Source organism: Kitasatospora sp. NPDC096140 (assembly GCF_040303045.1).
Classification (GTDB): Bacteria; Actinomycetota; Actinomycetes; order Streptomycetales; family Streptomycetaceae; genus Kitasatospora.
This window is the reverse complement of record NZ_JBEOUW010000017.1, coordinates 101,530-122,679: the sequence shown is the minus strand read 5'-3', so window position 1 is coordinate 122,679 and position 21,150 is coordinate 101,530. Positions and strand designations below refer to the sequence as shown.

Genomic DNA, 21,150 nt, shown 5'->3' with positions numbered 1-21,150 from the left:
CGCCGGTATGACGGTCAGTCAGTATTCGGTGAATGCCAACTGCCCGAAACCGTAAGAGCCTTACCGTCTTCTTACCGTACGCCCCTTCCCCCGGACGGATCGGCCGACCAGGCTGTCCCCCTGTTTCCGCCGAGTCGCGCGACCGCGCGACCGGCCGCAGGGGAGGACCGCAACCGTGCCCACCAGGCAACGACGACGGCTGCTGCTGAGCGCCGTCACGCTCACCGCGATCGGACTGACCACCACCCAGGCGCTCGCCGCGCCGCCCGCCCCCACGGACTCGCAGCCGTGGCAGGTCCGGCACCAGGCGGACATCGGCACGCAGCACGCCCGCAAGGTGCGGAACGCCGCCGGCGCGACGACCGCAGCCCCGGCGGCCCCGGGCCTCAGCCCGCGGGCCGAGACGGAGGCCGGGGACGGCGGTGACGAGGCGGAGAACTCCGCCGAGGGCACCGCACAGTACACCGAGGCCCGCACCGCCCCGGGTGTGGTCGCGCCCGGCGCCTACGGTGCGGCCTGGGCCCAACTGCAGTCCATGCCGCACACCGGCGGCGCCTGGGACCACGTCACCGACAAGCCGTACGACTCCGACGACCCGCGCTACCGCGACGTCAACTCCAACTCCAGCGGCGGAACCGGTCTGGTCACGGGCCGGATCACCGGCCTCGCGGCCGACAAGGACGGCTACGTCTACGCGGGCGGAGCCAACGGCGGGGTGTTCCGCTCCCGCACCGGCGGCGGTCACTGGGAGCCGATCGCCGACAAGCTGCCCACCCTGTCCACCGGGACCCTGAACCTCGACGAGGGCGGCCGGCTCTGGTACGCCACGGGCGAGTCCAACACCGGTGCGACCTCGTACGTCGGCACCGGTGTGTACGTGCTGGGCGATCCCAGGCACGGCGAGTTCCAGCCCGGCATGCGGGTGGGCGGCGCCGAGCTGGAGTCGACCATCATCCACGCGCTGCGCTTCGGCGGCGGCAAGGTGTGGGCGGCCACCAGCCGGGGCGTGTGGAGCCACTCGGCCACCACGCTGTCGGGCCCGTGGACGCTGGAGTTCGCGCCCAACCCGGAGTACCTGCCGGGAGGCGCCGAGGCCGGGGACCCGGCCGCGCCGTACAAGAACATCGCCAACGACATCGCGATCGACCCCAAGGACCCGTCCAAGGTGGTCCTGGCGGTGGGCTGGCGCGGCGGCGACACCTACAACGGCTTCTACAGCAAGGCCGCGGACGGCAGTTGGCAGCGTGTGGCCTCGCTCGGGGACCTGCCGACCGACGCCGCGAACGTCGGCAACGTGACCTTCGCGCGCTCGGCGGACGGCTCGCGCTACTACGCGATCGACCAGTCCCCGGCCGTCATGGCGAGCGACCCGGACACCGGCCTCAAGGGCATCTACGTCTCCAAGTCCGGTTCGCCGTCCGGACCGTGGATCCAGATCGCGGACAAGGACAAGCTGAAGAACTCCGGCTCCGCGCTGCAGGACGAGGGCTACCAGCCCGGCATCCAGGCCTGGTACAACCAGTCCCTCCAGGTCGACCCGGCGAACCCGGACCACGTCTACGCCGGTCTTGAGGAGGTCTTCGAGACCACCGACGGCGGCGCCAAGTGGGCCACCGTCGGGCCGTACTGGAACAACGGCTTCCCCTGCTGGAGCATCGACCCGGCGAAGCAGACCGGCGACTGCTCGCCGACCACCCACTCCGACCAGCACGCCGTCGCCTTCGGCGGCTACCAGGGCAAGGCCACCGTGTTCGTCGGCAACGACGGTGGCATCTACCGGCGTCCGGCCGCGGGGCAGTTGGACGCCTACGGCCACGCCAAGGACTGGACGCCGCTCAACGACGGCACCATCGACACCCTGCAGTACTACTCGGTCGGCGTCGGCAAGGACCCGGCGGACCGGTCGGGCAAGGGCGTGATCGTCACCGGCGGCCTGCAGGACAACGGCCAGTCGATCCTGCGCGCCCACGACAAGGTGATGGGATCCAACTTCGGCGGCGACGGCGCCGACACCCTCGTCGACCCGAACAACGGCTGCAACATGGCCGAGGAGTACGTCTACCTCGACATGTGGGTCACCCAGAACTGCGCGGTGAACGACGGCAGCTGGACGAAGGACCCGAGCAAGGCCACCTCCTACGAGGTCGCCCCGCCCGACAAGGACGCCGGCGCCGCGCGCTTCATCGCGCCGATCACCAGCGACCCGAAGGACGGCAACACCTGGATCGCCGGCGGCCAGCACGTCTGGGTGCAGCACAAGGGCTACGCGATCCGCAGCGGCAGCGAGTGGACCTCGGCCTACGACCTCGGTGCCGGGCACGTCGCCAGCGCCGTCGCGACCGTCGACGGCACGGTGTACGCGGGCTGGTGCGGCCCGTGCAACAACGTCGGCTTCAGCCGCGGCATCGCGGTGGGCAAGACCGACGGCACCGGCTGGCACCAGCTCGACCTGCCCGTCGACGGCACCCTGCCCAACCGCTACATCTCCTCCTTCGCCGTGGACGAGAACGACGCCCGGCACGTCCTCGTCGCTTTCAACGGCTTCTCGCGCACCTGGACGGAGGGCCCCGGCGCGGGCATCGGCCACCTCTTCGAGACCCGCGACGGCGGCGCCAGCTGGACCGACGTGTCCGCCAACCTGCCCGACGTCCCGGCCACCTCGGTGAAGATCCTGCCGAACGGCGGCCTGGCCCTCGGCACCGACCTCGCCGCGTTCTACCGCGCCCCCGGCACCACCGACTGGCGCGTCCTCGGCCGCAACCTCCCCACCACCTCGGTGCAGCAGCTGAAGATCGGTCCGGACGGCAAGCTCTACGCCGCCACCTTCGGCCGTGGCATCTGGTCCTTCGACCCGCGCCGCCTCGGCCACGGCCGCTACGACGAGACGGACGACTGATCGGCTGACCCGGTGACCGGTTGACGGGCCCGCCTTCGCCCCGGTCCCCGCCGCTGCCTCTGTCGCTGCCCGGTCCGCTCCGCTCCGCTCCGCACGAGTGGGCCGGGCAGCGGCGTCACCGCGCGTGGGGAGGCGGCGGTTGTCGCGGGTGCGGGGGCGCGGGAGGCGCGACGGACCGGTGGGCGGACCCTCGCGGAACCGTCCACCGGCCGGGTGGGTGGTGGGACGGTCTACGGCCCGACGCGCTGGGCCACGCAGAGGATGTTGCCCTCGCTGTCCTTGAACCAGGCGGCGCGCATGCCCTCGCCCTCGGCGACGCCGTTGACGGTCTTCAGGCCGGGGAAGTCGTACTCCTCGAAGGTGATGCCGCGGTCGCGGAGGCCGGCCATCTCGCCGTCGAGGTCGGCGACCTTGAAGCTGGCGAGCGTGTGGGCCGCCTGCCCACCGCTCGGCGTGTGGTAGACGGTGAACTGGGTACCGCCGGAGTCGCAGGCGAACTCCTCCTCACTCTCATCGGTGAGCTTGAGGCCGAGGGTGTCGGTGTAGAAGGCCTTGGCGCGGGCGAGATCGGTGGCGGGGATGACTGCTTGCAGCGGTGCGTCTCCAAGCATGGTGTATCGCCTCCTCCCTGCTATCAGGCTAGGGAATCCGGAGCCGGGCCGCCCGGTGGGCGAGGAGGCGCTGCAGGGGGTAGGCGCGGGGTCGCCGGGAGTCATCGGCGCGGGGTGAGCGTGCGGGCGGCCGACGGGCGTCGATCATGTCGAGGCGCTGAAGGCACACGATTCAGTTGTCAAGGAGCGGTGCGCAGGCCGAGACCGAGCCGGGCTGCCTCCGGGCACGGGGCCCGGCACGGCCTCCGGTCGTATGCCGCTGATCATGTCGGGCCTCCTTCCTGAACATGCTGGTCGTATGCGGTTGTTCGTACGCTTTCACGCAGCGTGGCCGGTTCGCAACCGATTTATGACCTGCGCCGCGGCCACTCGTGCGGCACGCGCTCCAGGACGCCCGTGCCGAACAGCTCGTACAGCCCATCCACCGTGACGAGACCGGCGTGCTCTGGCGGATCGTCCTGCCCGACGACGAACCGGTCGTGATGGTCGAGGTGGTCAACTCCACCCCCGAGCCGGACGGCACCCACCGCACCTACTGGCTCCGCGTCCCCCCGAGCACCCGCACCGCCCGCGCCGGGGTCGCCTGGACCTTCGGCATACCCGAGACCGCCTACCACCCGCAGCGCGAGACCTGACCGGGCCCGCTTCCCGGCCCCGGAGCAGGCCGCCGAGCTGCGCGTGTTGACCCTCACCCCACGTCAGGCCGCATGGTGGGGCCGCAGCGAACGCACGGATGCACGGACGGTACGGGAGGACGCATGAGCTGGTCGGTGGGACAGGTCTCCGGATTCGCCGGGGTCACCATTCGGACCCTGCACTACTACGACCGCTCCGGGCTGCTGTCGCCCAGCGAACGCAGCCCGGCCGGCTACCGGCTCTACAACGGCGCCGACCTCGCCAGGCTGCAGCAGATCCTCTTCTACCGGGAACTCGGCTTCCCGCTCGACGAGATCGGCGACATCCTGGCGGACCCGCAGGCCAACGCCCTGGACCACCTGCTGGCCCGGCGACAGGCCCTCACCGAGCAGATCACCCGGCTGCAGAAACTGGTCGACGTCGCCGAGCGGGCCATCGAGGTCCGGCGCACCGGGGTCGAACTCGGCCCGGAGGAACGCTTCGAGGTCTTCGGCGACGTCGTCTTCGACCTCAGCTACGCCGCCGACGCCCACCTCAAGTGGGGCGAACGGGAGAGCCACCGGGAAGCCCTGGCCCGCGCCGCCACCCACTCGAAGGAGGACTGGCGGCAACTGATGACGGAGGCCGCCGAGTGGCGCGGCCGGCTGCTGGCCGCCTTCGACGACGGCCTGCCGGCCGACCACGGGGTGGTGCTGGACCTCGCCGAGGAACACCGGCGGCACATCACCCGGTGGTTCACGCCCTGCCCGCCCGAGATGCACTGCCGGATCGCCGACGACTACGAGGCGGACGCCCGCGCCTTCGCACTCGTCGTACCGGCAGCCGAGCAACGCCCGGGACTGGCGGGCTACCTCCGCACGGCCATCGGCCGCAACGCCGACCGGCACAGCGCGAACGCCCCCGCGACGGCGAACTCGGCGAACGCCCCCGCGACCGCGACCGACCCGGAGGTGACGCGATGAGGATCCTCGTGATGGCGGCCGGCTCGCACGGTGACGTCGCGCCCTACACCGGACTCGGGGCGCACCTGCGCGGCGAGGGGCACCACGTCGCGCTCGCCGCGCCGGAGACCTTCCGCGAGTCGGCGGTCGACAGCGGCCTGGACTTCCGTCCGCTCCCGGTCGACCCGCGCGGCGCGTCCGCCGGTCCCCGGGGCGGCAGCTCCGAACTGTTTGCGCGAGCGGCCGCGTTCATCGACCGGCTCGGTGACGGGCTCGCCGACGCGGCTGCGCCCGGTGCCGACCTGCTGCTGCTCAGCACCACCACCGCACCGCTGGGCTGGCACCTCGCCGAGGCGATGGACGTACCGAGCCTCGGCGTCTACCTCCAACCCGCGCTGCCGACGCGGGAGTTCCCGCCGGTCGTCGGCGGAGGCCGCTCGCTGGGCGGGTGGGGCAACCGGGCCGCGGGCGCGCTCGGCCAACGGGTCGTCGACCGCCTGCACACCGGGGCCGCACGCCGGCTGCGGGAGCGGTTGGGCCTCCCGGCGGTCTCCCAGGGCGCCCGGCGACGGGCCGTGGAACGGGTGAACTGGCCGGTGTTGCACGGGTTCAGTCCCACGCTCGTGCCCCGCCCGGCCGACTGGCGGAAGGGGTTGCAGGTGGTCGGCAACTGGTGGCCGCACGTCGCAGCGGACTACCGGCTCCCGCCCGAGGTCGAGGACTTCCTCCGGGCGGGTCCGCCGCCGGTGTTCATCGGGTTCGGCAGCATGGCGGCGGGGCAGGGCGAGCGGCTGGGCGCGCTCGCGGTGGACGCGCTGCGGCGGGCGGGAGCCCGGGGAGTCCTGCAGGCGGGCTGGGCCGGAACAGCAGGGGAGGGGGACGACGTGCTGAGCGTCGGCGAGATGCCGCACGCCCACCTCTTCCCCCGCATGGCCGCCGTCGTGCACCACGCCGGAGCCGGTACCGCAGCCGCGGCCCTCCGCGCCGGGGTCCCGAGCGTTCCTGTCCCGGTGATGGCGGACCAGCCGTTCTGGGCCGAGCGGCTCGTCCGGGTCGGCGCTGCCTCCGCGCCGGTCCGGTTCGCCGATCTGACCGCCGACGGGCTGGCGGAGGCCATACGCCGGGCCGTCGAGGAGCGGACCCTGCGCACCCGGGCCGAGGCGGCGGCTCGTGCGATGGCGCGGGAGGACGGTTCCGCGCGGGTCGGGGAGGTGGTGGCGACGTGGACGTCGTAGCGGAGCGAGCCGCGGCGGCGTCGAGGGGAGGAGAGAGGGGGGAGCCAACGGAACGGTGAGCCTCAGCCCCGAGCGGTGGCGGCGTCCCTTGCCACCACAGATGACGCGTTGGAAGCCGTCCGGCTGGCCGGGCTCAGGCCGATGCGCGACGCCGGGAACGGTTCTGCGCCACGGGGTGCGGGCACGAGTGGCACCCCCTGGTGGCTCGTCGTCCCGGCGGGGCGCGACCCGCGGTGTGAGCCGGCAGCGGCGTTGCCCGGCGGGGATGCCGGGCAACGCTCAGGCCTCCGGGCGACGCTCAGGGCCTCCGCGCGATGAGGACGGGCTGGAAGAACCCGGTGTCGGCGGGCTCCTTCCAGGTGGCCCCGGTGAAGCCGGCCTCCGTGGCGAAGCCGCTCGACTGCGTCCGGGTGAGGGCCCAGTAGGTGGCGCGGCGGACGTCGACCCGCCACTGCGCGGTGTCGTCGCGCAGCAGCTGGAACAGCTCCAGGTCGTACCGCTCGCCGTCCTCGTGCCACTGCCAGAGCTGGAAGACGACGGACCTCCGCCCCTCCCGCTCGGCGGTCTGCGGCGGAGTGGAGGACGGGCGGCTGCGGCGCAGTTCGTCGTACGGTCGGGTGGTGAGCAGGAGCAGGCCGCCCGGACGCAGAACACGGCGCATCTCGCCGAGCGCCGCCAGGACGTCCTCGGGGGTGAGCAGGTGGGGCAGCGCGTTGTCGGCGCAGACGACGACGTCGAATCGGCCGTCCGGGAAGGGGAGTTGCCGCATGTCGGCGGCCGCGGTGGGAAGGTCGAGCCCGCGCCGGGCGGCCTCGGCGGCGGCGCGTCCGGCGGCCACCGGGCTGAGGTCCGTGCCGGTGACCCGGTGCCCGAGCCCGGCGAGCCCGATCGCCTGGGTGCCGATGCCGCAGGCGCAGTCCAGCACCTCGGCGGCGCGGTCGCCGAGGCGGTCCCGGATCAGAGCGTCCAGCGCGGCGCCCTGGCGGGCCACGGAGGCGTCCCAGTCGGCGTAGAGGAGGTCGTAGTCGGCAGCGAAGCCGTCGTAGAAACGCCCGATGGGAGAGCTGGTCATGCCACCATCGTTGCGGAGGAAAGCCGGTGCGGGACACCGGTTTTCGACGACGCCACGGCCAAGGCGAGAAGGGGGACCGGATGGATCCGGGGCAGCAGCGGGCGACCGCGCAGCGAGCCGGGCCGCGAGCCGGGCTACAAGCCGAACCGGAAGCCGGGCTACGAGCCGAAACAGCACCCGAAACAGCACCCGAACCGGAGCCCCAACCGGAGCCCCAACCGGGAGCGTGTCCCGCACCGGCCCCGGAGGAGCAGCCGGTCGAACTGCCCGAGGGTTCCTGGTGGGACTGGGACGTCTTCTCCTGGCGCCCGGGTGAGCTGCGCCTGGCCGCCGGGTACGACCTGTCCTACCATCACGGCCTGGAACTGGTCTTCGCCGATCCGCTGTACGTCCGCTGCCCGGCGGACTTCCACGACCCGGTGTTCCGCGTTGCCACGCCCGAGGAGCGGCAGGCGGTCGAGTGGCAGTGCGGCGAGCCACCGGGTGTGCTGGTGGCCTTCGAGGCGGACGGCGGAGGCTCGGAGCCGGTGACCGGGCTGATCGCTGCCGGGAGCCTGCAGATGCGGGTTGAGCTGGTACTTCGGCACACGCCCGGCGCGGAATCCGGTGGCCCTGCGGGGCACACGCCGGGATGATGCGTGCATGCGCACCTTCGAAGAGCTGATCGCCGAGGCCGAGGCCGTCTCCGTGGACGGCTGGGACTTCTCCTGGCTGGACGGCCGGGCCACCGAGGAACGCCCCTCGTGGGGCTACCAGCGGCTGCTGTCCGAGCGGCTGGGCGCGGTGACGGCTGCGCTGGACATCCAGACCGGTGGCGGCGAGGTGCTGGCCGGTGCCCTGCGGCTCGCCGAGCCGAAGGGTTGGCTCCCGCCCGTCCTCGCCGCGACCGAGTCCTGGCCGCCGAACGTCGCTCGCGCCACGCGACTCCTGCACCCGCTGGCCGCGGTGGTGGTCGCGGACCAGGACGAGCCTCCGCTGCCCTTCGCCGACGAGGCCTTCGACCTGGTCACCAGCCGCCACCCCGTACGGGCCTGGTGGACGGAGATCGCCCGGGTGCTGCGGCCCGGCGGCAGCTACTTCGCCCAGCACGTGGGCCCGGCGTCCGTCTTCGAGCTGGTCGAGTACTTCCTCGGGCCGCAGCCGGAGGCGCGCGAGGGCCGCCGCCCCGAGGTCGAGAGCGAGGAGGCCCGCGCCGCCGGGCTGGACGTGGTCGATCTGCGCTCCGAGCGGCTGCGGATGGAGTTCCGCGACATCGGCGCGGTGGTGTACTTCCTGCGCAAGGTGATCTGGATGGTTCCGGGCTTCACCGTCGACGCCTACCGGGACCGGCTGCGCGAACTGGACCAGCAGATCCGCTCCGAGGGCCCGTTCGTCGCCCACTCGGCCCGCTTCCTGATCGAGGCACGCAAGTAGACATCGAGTCTCACGCCTGTGCTTGTCGGGCAGGGTTTGCTCGTATCCTTGCTGACCTTTTGCTGACCTCTCTGATGGCCGGTCAGGATTGTGTTGAGGGAGGAACACCGGAATGCCGACCTCCCGGGGGTATGACCGGGGGAGGTCGGCATCGGCGTTCTGGCCGCGCCGTGCAGTGCCCGGCACCGCTTCTGCTGCGGCGACCGGCGGCTCTGCTCGACTCTGCTCGGCTCTGCTCGGTCCTACTCGGTCCGCAGCGCGGTGGCGGTCCGGGACAGTGCCGCCCGGCCGGCCGGCAGCAGTGCCCCGAGCAGGGCGATCACGACCCCGGCGGCCAGCAGCGGAAGGAGCAGCCCGGGGGTGTAGACGTGGGTCACGTTCGGTGGCAGGTGACGGCCGATCGCGTTGCTCATCGGGGTCTGTGTCGCCTTCTCCAGCGCGACCCCGAGCGGCAGTCCGATGAGTCCGGCGATCAAGCCGGTGAGTGTCACCGAGGTCAGGACCATCGCGAGGGTCTGCTTGGGTGTCATCCCGAGGGCCTTGAAGATCCCCAGGTCGTGGACCCGCTCCCGGGTGTCCTGCGCGACCATGCTCAGCACCCCGAGCGCGGCGACCGCGGTCAACATCAGCGTGAACATCGCCACCAGGGCGTCCATGATGATCACCACGAGGTTCTTGTCGGTCGAGCTCGGCCGGACCGAGGCGTTCAGCGGGGTCAGCGCGGCGGTGGCTGAGGCGGACCAGTCCGTTCGGTTGACGTTCGGGGCCAGCTCGACGTTGAACTGGTCGATGTGCGGGGTCAGTCCTGCGGCGGTGAAGGTGGCCGCGTCCGTCATGGCCGTGTAGTCGGTTCCGTGGGTGTCGAAGGAGATGCCGACGACCTTCAGTGACAGTTGCTTGTTCTGCTGCACCACGGTGACGTCGTCACCGACGTGGATCCCCACGGCCGAGGCCAGCTTGTCACCGACCACGGCCTCGCCGGGCGCCGAGTACCAGTGGCCGGACACCAGCTCCATGTTCGTCCAGGAGAAGTCGCCGCTGACCGTGTACACGACCGGCGGTTCGCCGCCGATCGGCGCGCCGAGCATGGTCGCGCCGCTGTCGCCCCAGCCGAACGCGGCCTTCGTGCCCGGGACCTCGGCGAGCGCGGCGGCCACCTTTGGGGCATCCAGGTTCGCGTGGCGCGGGTCGTTGGGGCCGTAGAGACCCCACGGCGCGCCCACGTCGGCTGTGGGGATCACGAGCATCGACGCGGCGTTGAAGCCCGAGCTCATGGAAGTGTCCTGGTACTTGGTGAACGCGGTCCCCAGCCCCACCGCGAAGGTGACGCTGACCGTGCCGAGCAGCACCGCCGCGCCGAGCAGTACGGCCCGGGCCGGCCGGGCGAAGGGCTGGGCCAGCCCCAGCGACACGGCCCGGGGCAGCGGCAGTCGCGAGGCCAGGCGCTGCGCAGTCCGACCGCTCCGGGCCTTCGGGGTGCGGCCGACCACCAGAGCCTGCACCGCCGGCATCCGGCCGGCCCGCAACGCCGGGATCGAAGCCGTGACGCCGACGACGAGCAAGGTGCCCAGCGACACCACGGCGCTGACCCACGACGGAATCGTGGCACCGGCCGCGCCGAGCTGCTTGCTGGCCTGGCCCAGGATCGGCACAGCCAGGAGATTGCCGAAGACCGTGCCGAGGACCACGCCGAGTGTCGCCGGGATCATGGCCTGCGCGGTGTAGGCGCGGGCCACCTGCGAAGGGGTGAAGCCCAACGACTTCAGAATCCCGATGCGCCGGATTCCCGAGGCCACCGCGCCGCTGACCACGATCGCGATGATCAGCACTGACAGGACCAGCCCGAGGATCCCGAAGGCGATCAGGAACGGCACGAAGGCCTTCGCGTTGCCGGTCGCCTGCTGTTCCGCGGTCAGATACGACTGTCCGTTCTCGACCGCGCCGGCCGGCACGGCGGCGGCCACCGCCTGCTTGTCGGCGGCGATGTCGGCGTCGGTCCCGGCCTCGGCGAACCGGTAGAGCATCTGCTCGTCGGTTTTGGCCCCGGCAGCGGTCAGCCGGGCGAAACCGTCGGCGGTGGCGAAGCCGGTCGCGCTGTCGGTCACCGAGCCGGCGAAGCCGACGACCTTGAACGACGGTGTGCCCGACAGGGAGGAGAACACCACCGAGGAGCCGAAGCAGGCGTCGGCATAGTTGTTCTCCGGGAGGGCGATCTCGCCCGGGCCGGTCGGCCAGCGCCCCTGGGTCAGCACCAGCTGGTCCATCCCGGAGGTGCTGCCCAGGTCGGGCCGGGTGGTGACGGTGATCGGATGGTTGTCGTGACCGGCCCATTCGGTGTCGGGGCAGTCGGTGCCGACGGTCGTGTCCAACGCGGCGGCGATCGGGTACGGCCCGGCCACCTCGGTGACACCGGCGGCGTGGGCGGTGGCGGTGGTCTGCGCGGCCGTGACCTTCGAACCGTCGAACTGGACCGCGAGGTGCGCTCCGTGCCGGGTGTTGAAAGCGTGCTCGAACGGGGCCTGCACGGCGGTCAGCAGGCCGAGGGAGAGCACGGATGACATCACCGCGGTGACCGTCGTCAAAGTCATGACGAGGGACTGGACCCGACGCCGGCCCACGCCGGAGCGTACGACCTTGCCGAGGGCGCTCACCGGCTCACCGCCGGCAGCATGCGGGCTGTGGAGTGGAATCCGGCCTCGAAGAGGCGCCGGGGCATCGGCGGCTTGCGCGGCGTCATCCGACCGCTCCTGCCGGACGGGTCAGCCGCGTGTGGGCGGCCGGGCCGGCACCGCTGCCACTGTTGACGACGTCCCGCGCGACCGCGCCGTCCACCAACTCGATGGTGCGGTGCGCGGTGGTGGCGGCCAGCTGCACGTCGTGGGTCACCAGCAGGATGGTCTGGCCCTCGGCGTTCAGCTCCAGCAGCAGCTGACGCACGTCCTCGACCGAGCTCGAATCCAGCGCGCCGGTGGGCTCGTCAGCCAGCAGCAACGCCGGCTTGTTCATCAGGGCCCTGGCCACCGCCACCCGCTGCCGCTCACCACCGGACAGCCGCTGCGGATAGGCCTTGACGTGCCGATCGATACCCAGCGAGCCGAGCAGCTCGACGGCCCGGCGCTTCGCCTCCCCCTTGCCCATCCCGGCCAGCTGCGCCGGAACCATGACGTTGTCCAACACGGTCAGATCGTCGAGCAGATTGAAGAACTGGAAGATCATGCCGATCGAGGCCCGGCGGTACTTCGCCGATCCGGCCTCACCAAGCTGATCGACGCGCGTGCCGTCGACGGTGACGCTGCCGCTGGAGGGCTTGTCCAAACCGGCGATCAGGTTCAGCAGCGTGGACTTCCCACTGCCGGAATGGCCGAGGATCGCCACACAGTCACCGGACGCCACGGACAAGGTCACACCGGCCAGTGCGGGCGGGCCGTCGTCGTATTTCTTCGTCGCCTCGCGGACGTCGATCATCGGTGCATTCATCATGTCCACGAACCTACGAACAGGGCGTGATCCGTCGCGTCGGCCGGTGGATGTCACCGTTCCCCAGGGCCGTCGACCCGGCGGTGTACCCCGCGTACATCCCCGGGGCGACGCGTGGAGCCGACGCCGCTGAATACGATCTCCGTATGGAAGAGCTTCTCCAGCGCCTCTCGACATCGAAGCGCATGACCTGGCTGACGGACCGGGCCGTGGTGCTGGCCACCGCCTGCTTCTACGCGGTGATGCTCTGCTGGTCGATCGCTCAGGTCCGGGACCACAACGGCCTGTTCCGGCTTCCCGGCCTCGGGCCCTTCCAGCTGGTGGGTCTGTGCGTCGTGCTCGCCCTTCCGGTTCTGCTGATGCGCCGTCTGCCCGCGGCGGTCTTCGCGACGATCCTGGGCGAATCGGTCCTCGGCGCCCTCTTCGGCATGCGGCCCTGGATCGTGTTCGTCCTGCTCGTCGTCCTGGGCGGGCACCTCGCCGTCCGGCGGCCGAAGGCTGCCGCCGTCGGCTCCGTCGCGGCCGTCGCGGCCGCGTTCGTCGAGAACATCGACGTCTACCCCGGGGAGACCCTCGGCGACGCGGTCCAGTGGGCCGGGCAGTTCGCGTTGTGGTTCGCGGTCGCGTGGGTCTTCGGGGGGGTGCATCGCAAACGCCGCGAATACCTTGGCGCCCTGCACGAGCAGAGGGCGGCCCGCGCCGTCGTCACCGAGCGGCTGCGGATCGCCCGCGAACTGCACGACAGCGTCGCGCACAGCATCGGGATCATCACGGTGCTGTCGGGAGCGGCGGCGCGGGTCGTGGACACCAAGCCCGAGCAGACGCGGCAGGCGCTGACCGGCATCGAGACCACCAGCCGCCAGACGTTGCTCGAACTGCAGCGCATGCTCGGGGCGCTGCGCCGCGCCGAGCCGGACGACGCCATGCCGGAAGCCGCCCCGCTGGCGCCGGCCAGCAGCCTGGCCGACATCCCGCGGCTCGCCGAACGCACGGCCGACGCCGGGGTGCGGGTCGACGTGGCCTGGCGGGGCGAGCAGCGACTGCTGCCGCCGGAGATCGAACTGTCGGCGTTCCGGATCATCCAGGAGTCGGTGACGAACGTGGTGCGGCACTCCGGGGCGCGGACGTGCCGGGTCGCGGTCGGATACGAGCCGGAGGGAGTGACGATCGAGGTGGTGGACGACGGGGACGACGGTCCCGGCGGGCCCGGCCGCAGGCACCCGGCGGCGGCCGGCGGGAGCGGCTTCGGCCTGCTCGGCATGCGCGAGCGGGTGTCGCTGCTGTCCGGCCAGTTCAGCGCGGGCCGGCGTCCGGAGGGCGGATTCCGGGTGACGGCGAGGATCCCGGCATGAGCGTGCGGGTACTGCTGGTCGATGACCAGCCGCTGATGCTGGTCGGGCTCGGGATCCTGATCGGCGGCACCACCGACCTGGAGGTGGTCGGCGAGGCCGGCGACGGCCGCGAGGCGGTGCGCCTGGCGCGTGAACTGCGGCCGGACGTCGTGGTGATGGACATCCGGATGCCGGGCATGGACGGGATCGAGGCGACCCGGCAGGCGACCGCCGAGCCGGACCCGCCCAAGGTGCTGGTGCTGACGACCTTCGACGACGACGAGTACGTCTACGGCGCTCTGCGCGCCGGCGCCAGCGGATTCCTGCTCAAGAGCATGGCCCTGGACGCGATCCTGGACGCGATCCGGGTGGTGGCGGCCGGCGACGCGTTGATCGCGCCGAGCGTCACCCGACGGCTGATCGCCGACTTCGCCGGAACCTCCGCCACCCCCGCGGCCCCCGCACCGGCCCCCGAGCCCGCCGCAGACGCACGTCTCATCGCGGGGATCACCGACCGGGAGCGCGAGGTGCTGGCCCTGGTCGGACAGGGACTGTCGAACACCGAGATCGCCGAGAAGCTGGTGATCAGCGCGGCGACGGCGAAGACCCATGTCGCGCGGCTGTTCGCCAAGCTCGAAGCCCGGGACCGCGTCCACCTGGCGATCATCGCCTACGAGAACGGACTCACGCCGGGTCGGCGGTAGGGCAGGGTGAGACGAACGATCGCCGACCACGAGTTCGGCAGCCCGCTTCCGGGGTCGAGGACGCGGCGGAGCTCGGCGGGCGTCATGCGGCGCGGGTGACGGCGAGTGGGGTGAGGGAGGCGTACTCCAGCGGGGCGGAGGGATCGACGGACAGGTTCATCGGGGCGGGTTCGGCGCCGGCACGCACCAGCAGGTCGCCGATGGCGGCGATCATCGCGCCGTTGTCGGTGCACAGGCGCAGCGCCGGCACCCGCAGGGTGATTCCGGCGGCCGCGCAGCGCTGTTCGGTGAGGGCGCGGATGCGGGAGTTGGCCGCGACGCCGCCGACCACGACGAGGGTGTCGATGCCGTGGTCGGTGCAGGCGCGGACGGCCTTGCGGGTGAGGGTGTCGGCGATCGCTTCCTGGAGGGCGGCGGCCGCGTCGGGCACGTGGGGTTCGGTGCCGGCGGCGCGTCGGGCCTCGACCCAGCGGGCGGCGGCGGTCTTGAGGCCGGAGAAGGAGAAGGCGTACGGGGGGTCGTTCGGTCCGCTGAGCGGGCGCGGCAGGCGTACCGAGCGGGGGTCGCCGTCGCGGGCGGCGCGGTCGATGGCGGGCCCGCCGGGGTAGGGCAGGTGGAGGATGCGGGCGACCTTGTCGAAGCACTCGCCGGCGGCGTCGTCCAGGGTGTCGCCGAGGTGGACGATCGGGTCGCGGGCGAGGTCGCGTACGAGCAGCAGCGAGGTGTGGCCGCCGGAGACGATCAGGACGATGCAGGGGTCGGGCAGCGGCCCGCCGTCCAGGGTGGCGGCGGCGACGTGCCCGGCCAGGTGGTGGACGCCGTAGAGCGGGACGCCGAGGGTGAAGGCGTAGCCCTTGGCGGCGGCCACGCCGACCTGCAGGGCCCCGGACAGGCCCGGGCCGGCGGTGACGGCGACGGCGCCGACGTCGGCCAGGGTGAGCCCGGCGTGGTCCAGCGCCTCCTGGACGACGGGCGCCATGGCGTGGACGTGCGCGCGGGCGGCGATCTCCGGCACCACTCCGCCGTAGCGGGCGTGCTCGTCCATGGACGACGCCACCGCGTGGCCCAGCAGCACGCCGTCGCGCACCAGACCGGCACCGGTCTCGTCGCAGGACGACTCGATCCCCAGGACCACCGGCGATCCCACCATGTGCAGCTCCTTGTTGCAGTGATTGTGCAACTGCATGCTATGTGCAACAGAAGCTCGATGGTGCCGTCGGCGTCCCGTCCCGTCGCGGACGCCGGGGTCGGGGGTCGGGGTGGCCCGCCCGTCAGCCGTCCGGAGTGGCAGCCCCGGCGGATGGGTGGGCCATGGGCCGCCCGGCAGCGCGGAAGCACGGTGCCGGGCGGCCCCGACGGCGGTCTGTCAGGCCGTCGCCGTCGCCGTCGCCGTCGCCGTGGCGTCGTCGAGCGCCCCGGACTTCGCCTGGGCGAGCAGGTCGGCGAACTGTTCGAGGCTCATCTGGATCTGCTGGCCGAAGTCGTCGGTGATGCGCACCCGCTTGTCCGCGGGGGCGTCGCTGTCGAGGAACAGCTGCGGGCAGCCGCAGTTGCAGTTGCCGCAGAACGTGGCGATCGGGAGGTCGGGGTTTCGCATGGTTGCTGCTCTCCTCTCCTGGCCGGCCGTGAGCCGGCCTGTCGTGCCCGCCGGTCGACGAGTGCCGGTGACCGGCTCGCGGGCAGGCGTCGGACCGGTAGTCGGATGCGACGGGGCGGAAGTTCCCGCGCAGACGGATGACGTGGGTGATGTGTCGGGCTCATGTGCCGGACTCCGTGCTCCACCGGACCTGTTCCCGGGCCGGGGCGGGCCGCACTGCGGCGCGGGTGGCGGCCGAAGGGCGCCGGATCCACGGTCCGCGCCCGGCCCGGCCCGTGGGGCTGTCATGATGGGCCGGCCATGACCGCCCAGCCCCGCACCCCGAGCTCCCGCGCCGCCGCCGTCGACGTCCGGCTGGTGCGGGCGGTCGTGCTGGCCACGGTGAGCGTCGCGCTCGCCGCCGCGGCGCACACGGCGGCGGGTGGCCGCCCGGGCACGGGATCGCTGGTTCTGGGCTGGGCACTCACGGCGCTGATCGGTGCGGCCGGGGCCGGGCGGCAACGGTCGTGTCCCACGATCACGGGGGCGTTCGCAACGGGGCAGCTGGGCCTGCACCTGCTGTTCCGGTCCGACCCGTGGGCGCGTCTGCGTGGTCGGTTGAAGCCGGCCGCCGGTTCGGGCGGGCACGTCCACCTCCACCACCCGGCGACGATGACCGGCGGCGGCGCGATGCACGCGTCGGCGCACACGGCGATGCTGGGGCACTCGCCCGCGATGCTCGCCGCGCACGGGTGTGCCGCGCTCGCGACGGGGTGGTTGCTGCACCGCGTCGAGGTCACGCTGTGGCGTCTGCTGGACCTGGCGAGGGCTCTGCCGGAGTCGGCCCGCGACTGGCGGCGGCGGTGCTCCGACACGCTGGCCCGCCTGGCGGGGCGGGTCGAGCCCGTGCAGCTGCGGGCCGTCGTGTCGACAGGCCCGGTGCCGTGCGCCGACGACGTGTCGGCCGCTCCGGTGGCCCTGCGCTACAGCCGCGTCCTCCGGGGGCCTCCGCGGATGGTGGGCGCGTAGCCGAACGATCGACGGAGGGCCGCTCGGGCCTTGCCGCCGGTCCGGCGTGCGCCGACCGAGCACCATCCCACCCCCCCGGCACGCTCCCGGTCGGCGGCATACCGCCGCACCGGTCCACGCCGTGCCCATCTCCCGGACGGAGAGACCCACCCATGCGTTCCATCGCCACCCGACGCACCGTGGCCGCGGCTGCATTCGCCACCGCGACCGTGCTGGCAACCGCGGCCCCCGCGTTCGCGCACGTGACCGTACAGCCCGGCACCGCCCCCAAGGGCGGCTACACCGCCGTCGCCTTCCGGGTGCCCGACGAGAGCGACACCGCCTCCACCACCAAGCTGGAGGTCACCCTGCCCGCCGACCACCCGGTGGCATCGGTGGCGACCGAGCCGATCCCCGGCTGGACCGCCACGGCCGAGAAGACCAAGCTGGCCAACCCGATCAAGACCGACGACGGGGACGAGATCACCGAAGCCGTCTCCAAGGTCACCTGGACCGCGGACGCCGGGACGAAGATCGCGCCCGGGCAGTTCCAGGACTTCCGGGTCTCGCTCGGCCCGCTGCCCACCGACACCGACAAGATCGTCTTCAAGGCCCTGCAGACCTACGACGACGGCAACGTGGTGCGCTGGATCGACGAGACCGTGGCCGGCCAGCCCGAGCCCCAGCACCCGGCCCCGGCGCTGACCCTCACCAAGGCCACCGCAGACGGCGACGGCGACCACCCGGCGGCCGCTCCGACGGCGGCACCCGCGGCCGCCGCCGGCTCCTCCTCGTCCGACACCACCGCCCGCACGCTGGGCGTCGTGGGCATCGTCGTCGGTGTGGCCGGCACCGCCTTCGGCGTGCTGAGCCTGCGCCGCCGCAACACCCCGCAGTCCTGACACCACCCCGGGTGGGCGCCGAACCCGGCGCCCACCCGGGAGGGGCCGTCAGATCGCGGACGGAACCATGCGGCTACCCGCGCAAGGCCCGACCCGCGCAAGGCCCGACCCCGGGCCGGTCCCGCCGTGGTCCGGAGCGGTCAGCGGCTGATGTGCAGGGCGCAGATGTCGTCGCGGCGGGCCTCCGGGGCGACGAGTGCCCGTACGAGTCCGTCCAGGAAGCGCGGGGTGTCGGCGTGGGCCGCGGCGGTTCGGGCCAGGCGGGCCAGGCCCTCGTCGATGGGCTCGTTCGGCCTTTCGACCAGGCCGTCCGTGTAGAGGAGCAGGTGGTCCCCGGGGAGCAGGTCAAGGGTGGCCGCCGCGTAGCGGGGCGTGGTGGTCGCGCCGAGCAGGATGCCCGCGGGGGGCGGCAGGAAGCGCGCCTCGCCCCGGCGCAGCAGCAGGGGTGGCGGGTGGCCGGCCCGCACCCAGGTCAGTCGGGAGGTGGCGGGCTGGTACACGGCCATGATCATGGTGGCCGTGTCGCAGGTCCGCTCGGTGGTGTGCAGCAGCAGCGTGTTCAGGCCGTCGAGGACGGTCGGCAGGGGCGTGCCGGTGATGGCCATGCCTTTGGCGGTGAAGCGCAGCAGGGCCATGGCGGCCACGGCGTCCAGTCCGTGGCCGGCGACGTCGCCGACGACGAACAGGGAGCTGCCGTCGGGCAGTTCGATGGCGCTGTACCAGTCGCCGCCGAGGTTGAGGCCTTCCTGGACGGGCTGGTAGGCGATGTCCACGGTGAGGTCGGCCAGGTGCAGAACCTGCTGGGGCACCGGCAGCAGGGTGTTCTGGAGACGGGCGGCCAGGTCGCGTTCGGCGGTCAGCAGGCTCTGCTGGGCGAGAGCGGTCTGCTGGTGCTCCAGCAACTGCTGTTCGGCGCGCTTGGCGGCGGTGAGGTCCTGGAAGAACCCGTGGACGCGGACGGGATGTCCCTGTGCGTCGTTCTCGGTCCCGGCGACTATCCGTACGTGCCGCGTCACCTTCCGGGGCAGGCTGATCCGGAAGGTGTGGTCGAGCGGCTCGCCGGTCTTCAGCAGGGCCTCGACCGCTCCGTCCAGGGCCGGACGGTCTTCTGGTTCGGCGTGGACGGACAGGTCCTCCAGGGTCATCGGGCCCAGCGACCGGTCCCGGTCGAAGATCGAGTACACCTCCTCCGACCAGGTGATCTCGCCGTGGACCAGGTCCCGGTCCACCCAGCCCATGCGGCCGAGGTGCTGCATGAGGGCCAGTCGGCGCTGTTCGCGTTCGCTGCTGTCCAGACGGTCCCAGGAGACGATCAGCCCGTCGTGGCACGGTACGGCCCGCACGCTGTACCGGGACCGGTGCGGGACACCGGCGGCGACCGCCTCGTACTCCAGCTCCCCCTCGTAGCCGACCCCGGCCTTCAACGCTCTCAGGTAGCCCTGCCACAGGTCGCTGCCGGCCACGCCGGGGTACGTCCGGAGGACGCTCAGTCCCAACAGGTCCGGGCCCCGGCGTCCGCCGATGTCGACCGCCTCGGGTGAGGTGGCCACGAACCGGAAGTCCGTCGCTTCGCCCTGTGACCCGAACTCCGGCCGGAGGAAGACCACCGAACCGGGAAGGCCCGCCAGGACCTGCCGGACCACCGCGACCGCCGGGTCGCTCCCCGCCGTCGGGCCTCCGCCCGGCCCCGGCACCACCGATCGGTCCGTCATGCTACGAGCATGCCACGCCACGGCAGTCGGCAGCCCTCGTCCGGGAAGGTGCTCCCGGGGCTCCGTTCGTGCATCGACGGCGATGCCGCCCGGGCAGGGTGGAAGGCGACGAGCGCCTTCGGGCACCGGCCGAGTCCCCGGAGGCGGAGGCCGTCCGGTACGTGCCTGGGCTGAGTGTGCCGGATCCGGTAGAACTCCCGTCGGTTGGGCACACGTCGGTTGGGTCCTCCGGTTCGAGGAGGTGACGGAGATGACCGCGATCACGGTGAAGAAGCGCCCTGCGCCACAGCGTCCGCAACCGCCGCTCGATCTGCGGACGCCCTCGGGCCGTCCACTCCCGTACTGAACGCACATCTGCAAGGCGCCCCGGTCCCACGGCGAACCGTGCCGGGCGCCGTGCCGGGCGTCGTGCCGGGCCGCCCGGGACGTCGGGCTCCTCGACCTCGCCGCTGGTGGCGGCGGCCTCCGGGTGCTCGCGGGGCGGGAGCCCGGCTCCGGCGAACACGCGCAGGGCCGCGCGCAGCACCTGCGCCACCGGCGAGCGCGGACGCCCCGGACGAACACCGCGGGCAGCCACGCCAGTTCGTGTCCGACGGCGTCCTCGGTGACGGCCTTGCGGCGGACATCGACCTTTCGCCGTAGGGGTGTCGGAGGCCGCCGAAGCCGGGAAGCTCGGTCGCGGCGGCGATCAGGGCGGCGGCGAGCGCGGCGGCGGGGGAGAGGGCGGCGGCGGGGGAGAGGGCGTGGAGGCGCCGGTACGGACCGGGCAGCAGCACGAGGGCGAGTCCGGCGAGCAGCAGGGCCGCAGTGCCCGCCCAGAGCAGGGCCAGGGCGACGGTGTGACGGTCCATCAACTCGTCTCTCCGGCGAGGAAACGGGTGAAGACCAGTGTTCCGGCGGGGGCGGGCACGGCCAGGTCGAGGGCGACATCGGTGTAGGCGCTGCTGCGGCGGGTCGACCATGCCACGGGGCGGGGACGCTCGTTGCGGCCTCCGAGGCAGGGGGCAGCCGATGTACCGTCGGTACTGGGGTCGGCGGCCCCTGCTGTCGGAGGGCTGCCACCCGTCCGCCGGGCGGGGCCACGTGGGGGCCTGCTCGGCCTCGGCGACCGCCGAGGGAGGCGGCATGGTCAAGCGGATCGAAGGAGTTGCCGAATTCGATGAACTCCTGGCCTCGGGGTCCTTCCTCGTGGTCCACTTCACGGCTGCCGGGAGTGGCGCGTCATGCGAAATGGCGCCCCTCTTCGAAAGGCAGAGCGAGGAGAATCCATCGGTCGAATTCGTCGCGGTCGACATCGCCGCTCTCCCCGAGATCGGCGAACGGTACGGAGTCCGTACCCTGCCCACGTTCGTGATCTTCAAGGGCGAGCACAGCCGGGATTCCGTCATCGGTCCGAACCAGGGCGCTCTGCGGGCCATGCTCCGAATCCTTCGGAAGGTCACCGGGGACTGATCGTCGCAAGGTCACCGGGGATTGACGAGTGACGTCGTGGTGACGGCTTTCCCCGGGCCTTAACCGCAGGCTCCGGGCGAGGGCGCCGGCACCGGCCGCCGCCGCACCGCCCAGCAGGCCGGCCGCGACCAGTCCGCGGTGCTGGGAGGCCCACAGCTGGGCGCTGTGCTCGCGGGCCTCGGCG

At 72.6% G+C, this 21,150-nt stretch carries 17 protein-coding genes and 1 pseudogene; 11 read left to right on the top strand and 7 right to left on the bottom strand.

What is annotated here, in order from left to right:
- Positions 1-175: 175 nt before the first annotated feature.
- Positions 176-2,896 carry a ligand-binding sensor domain-containing protein gene (locus tag ABT048_RS19770; protein WP_350522700.1) on the top strand — a complete coding sequence of 907 codons (2,721 nt, stop codon included), beginning with the start codon at positions 176-178 and terminating at the stop codon, positions 2,894-2,896.
- Positions 2,897-3,126: 230 nt separating this feature from the next.
- Here ABT048_RS19770 and ABT048_RS19765 read toward each other — a convergent pair whose 3' ends face one another.
- Positions 3,127-3,507: a VOC family protein gene (locus tag ABT048_RS19765; RefSeq protein ID WP_350522699.1), complete on the bottom strand. Its 381-nt coding sequence runs from the start codon at positions 3,505-3,507 to the stop codon at positions 3,127-3,129.
- A gap of 401 nt (positions 3,508-3,908) precedes the next feature.
- On the opposite strand from ABT048_RS19765, the pseudogene ABT048_RS19760 reads away from it, so the two are divergent.
- The 3 genes and pseudogenes from ABT048_RS19760 to ABT048_RS19750 form a co-directional block, all read left to right on the top strand.
- Positions 3,909-4,142 (top strand): annotated as a pseudogene (locus ABT048_RS19760) (DUF6745 domain-containing protein); the annotation flags it as partial.
- A 123-nt stretch (positions 4,143-4,265) separates the two neighbouring features.
- Positions 4,266-5,105, top strand: coding sequence for a MerR family transcriptional regulator (locus ABT048_RS19755; protein ID WP_350522698.1), 840 nt, complete (start codon positions 4,266-4,268; stop codon positions 5,103-5,105).
- Entirely contained in the window at positions 5,102-6,319 is a 1,218-nt protein-coding gene (locus tag ABT048_RS19750) for a glycosyltransferase (RefSeq protein ID WP_350522697.1), read from the top strand. Before ABT048_RS19755 ends, ABT048_RS19750 begins: the two co-directional genes overlap by 4 nt.
- A gap of 298 nt (positions 6,320-6,617) precedes the next feature.
- Here ABT048_RS19750 and ABT048_RS19740 read toward each other — a convergent pair whose 3' ends face one another.
- The gene (locus ABT048_RS19740) at positions 6,618-7,391 is read right to left on the bottom strand and encodes a class I SAM-dependent methyltransferase (protein WP_350522696.1); all 774 of its coding nucleotides are present in this window, start codon (positions 7,389-7,391) and stop codon (positions 6,618-6,620) included.
- An 80-nt stretch (positions 7,392-7,471) separates the two neighbouring features.
- Here ABT048_RS19740 and ABT048_RS19735 point away from each other — a divergent pair, with 80 nt between their 5' ends.
- Both ABT048_RS19735 and ABT048_RS19730 read left to right on the top strand, forming a co-directional pair.
- The gene (locus tag ABT048_RS19735) at positions 7,472-8,026 is read left to right on the top strand and encodes a hypothetical protein (RefSeq protein WP_350522695.1); all 555 of its coding nucleotides are present in this window, start codon (positions 7,472-7,474) and stop codon (positions 8,024-8,026) included.
- Positions 8,027-8,033: 7 nt separating this feature from the next.
- Complete coding sequence (locus ABT048_RS19730; protein WP_350522694.1) at positions 8,034-8,804, top strand: methyltransferase domain-containing protein; 771 nt, start codon at positions 8,034-8,036, stop codon at positions 8,802-8,804.
- Between the two features lie 242 nt (positions 8,805-9,046).
- On the opposite strand, the gene ABT048_RS19725 is transcribed toward ABT048_RS19730, so the two are convergent.
- Positions 9,047-11,392 carry an ABC transporter permease gene (locus ABT048_RS19725; protein ID WP_350522693.1) on the bottom strand — a complete coding sequence of 782 codons (2,346 nt, stop codon included), beginning with the start codon at positions 11,390-11,392 and terminating at the stop codon, positions 9,047-9,049.
- Between the two features lie 145 nt (positions 11,393-11,537).
- Positions 11,538-12,281: an ABC transporter ATP-binding protein gene (locus ABT048_RS19720; RefSeq protein ID WP_350522747.1), complete on the bottom strand. Its 744-nt coding sequence runs from the start codon at positions 12,279-12,281 to the stop codon at positions 11,538-11,540.
- Positions 12,282-12,427: 146 nt separating this feature from the next.
- On the opposite strand from ABT048_RS19720, the gene ABT048_RS19715 reads away from it, so the two are divergent.
- Together ABT048_RS19715 and ABT048_RS19710 are read left to right on the top strand one after the other, a co-directional pair.
- Positions 12,428-13,633, top strand: coding sequence for a sensor histidine kinase (locus ABT048_RS19715; protein WP_350522692.1), 1,206 nt, complete (start codon positions 12,428-12,430; stop codon positions 13,631-13,633).
- The gene (locus ABT048_RS19710; RefSeq protein WP_350522691.1) at positions 13,630-14,316 is read left to right on the top strand and encodes a response regulator; all 687 of its coding nucleotides are present in this window, start codon (positions 13,630-13,632) and stop codon (positions 14,314-14,316) included. The genes ABT048_RS19715 and ABT048_RS19710 overlap by 4 nt, the downstream gene beginning before the upstream one ends.
- Positions 14,317-14,398: 82 nt before the next feature.
- Here the strand turns inward: ABT048_RS19710 and tsaD are convergent, their stop codons facing one another.
- Both tsaD and ABT048_RS19700 read right to left on the bottom strand, forming a co-directional pair.
- A complete protein-coding gene (gene tsaD, locus ABT048_RS19705; RefSeq protein WP_402803022.1) occupies positions 14,399-15,463 on the bottom strand; it encodes a tRNA (adenosine(37)-N6)-threonylcarbamoyltransferase complex transferase subunit TsaD in 1,065 nt (354 codons plus the stop codon).
- Between the two features lie 219 nt (positions 15,464-15,682).
- Positions 15,683-15,913: a hypothetical protein gene (locus tag ABT048_RS19700; protein ID WP_350522690.1), complete on the bottom strand. Its 231-nt coding sequence runs from the start codon at positions 15,911-15,913 to the stop codon at positions 15,683-15,685.
- A gap of 300 nt (positions 15,914-16,213) precedes the next feature.
- Between ABT048_RS19700 and ABT048_RS19695 the strand changes: the two genes are divergently transcribed.
- On the top strand, positions 16,214-16,921 hold the full coding sequence (locus ABT048_RS19695; protein ID WP_350522689.1) for a hypothetical protein: 708 nt from the start codon (positions 16,214-16,216) through the stop codon (positions 16,919-16,921).
- 152 nt (positions 16,922-17,073) lie between these two features.
- Positions 17,074-17,802: a YcnI family protein gene (locus ABT048_RS19690; protein ID WP_350522688.1), complete on the top strand. Its 729-nt coding sequence runs from the start codon at positions 17,074-17,076 to the stop codon at positions 17,800-17,802.
- 140 nt (positions 17,803-17,942) lie between these two features.
- On the opposite strand, the gene ABT048_RS19685 is transcribed toward ABT048_RS19690, so the two are convergent.
- The gene (locus ABT048_RS19685) at positions 17,943-19,514 is read right to left on the bottom strand and encodes a PP2C family protein-serine/threonine phosphatase (RefSeq protein WP_350522687.1); all 1,572 of its coding nucleotides are present in this window, start codon (positions 19,512-19,514) and stop codon (positions 17,943-17,945) included.
- 960 nt (positions 19,515-20,474) lie between these two features.
- Here ABT048_RS19685 and ABT048_RS19680 point away from each other — a divergent pair.
- On the top strand, positions 20,475-20,966 hold the full coding sequence (locus ABT048_RS19680; protein ID WP_350522686.1) for a thioredoxin family protein: 492 nt from the start codon (positions 20,475-20,477) through the stop codon (positions 20,964-20,966).
- Positions 20,967-21,150: the final 184 nt, after the last annotated feature.

Coding starts and splice junctions, on each gene's coding strand:
- ABT048_RS19765 (WP_350522699.1), bottom strand. CDS start 3,507: ATGCTTGGAGACGCACCGCTGCAAGCAGTCATCCCCGCCACCGATCTC.
- ABT048_RS19755 (WP_350522698.1), top strand. CDS start 4,266: ATGAGCTGGTCGGTGGGACAGGTCTCCGGATTCGCCGGGGTCACCATT.
- ABT048_RS19750 (WP_350522697.1), top strand. CDS start 5,102: ATGAGGATCCTCGTGATGGCGGCCGGCTCGCACGGTGACGTCGCGCCC.
- ABT048_RS19740 (WP_350522696.1), bottom strand. CDS start 7,391: ATGACCAGCTCTCCCATCGGGCGTTTCTACGACGGCTTCGCTGCCGAC.
- ABT048_RS19735 (WP_350522695.1), top strand. CDS start 7,472: ATGGATCCGGGGCAGCAGCGGGCGACCGCGCAGCGAGCCGGGCCGCGA.
- ABT048_RS19730 (WP_350522694.1), top strand. CDS start 8,034: ATGCGCACCTTCGAAGAGCTGATCGCCGAGGCCGAGGCCGTCTCCGTG.
- ABT048_RS19725 (WP_350522693.1), bottom strand. CDS start 11,392: ATGACTTTGACGACGGTCACCGCGGTGATGTCATCCGTGCTCTCCCTC.
- ABT048_RS19720 (WP_350522747.1), bottom strand. CDS start 12,281: ATGAATGCACCGATGATCGACGTCCGCGAGGCGACGAAGAAATACGAC.
- ABT048_RS19715 (WP_350522692.1), top strand. CDS start 12,428: ATGGAAGAGCTTCTCCAGCGCCTCTCGACATCGAAGCGCATGACCTGG.
- ABT048_RS19710 (WP_350522691.1), top strand. CDS start 13,630: ATGAGCGTGCGGGTACTGCTGGTCGATGACCAGCCGCTGATGCTGGTC.
- ABT048_RS19700 (WP_350522690.1), bottom strand. CDS start 15,913: ATGCGAAACCCCGACCTCCCGATCGCCACGTTCTGCGGCAACTGCAAC.
- ABT048_RS19695 (WP_350522689.1), top strand. CDS start 16,214: ATGACCGCCCAGCCCCGCACCCCGAGCTCCCGCGCCGCCGCCGTCGAC.
- ABT048_RS19690 (WP_350522688.1), top strand. CDS start 17,074: ATGCGTTCCATCGCCACCCGACGCACCGTGGCCGCGGCTGCATTCGCC.
- ABT048_RS19685 (WP_350522687.1), bottom strand. CDS start 19,514: ATGACGGACCGATCGGTGGTGCCGGGGCCGGGCGGAGGCCCGACGGCG.
- ABT048_RS19680 (WP_350522686.1), top strand. CDS start 20,475: ATGCCACGGGGCGGGGACGCTCGTTGCGGCCTCCGAGGCAGGGGGCAG.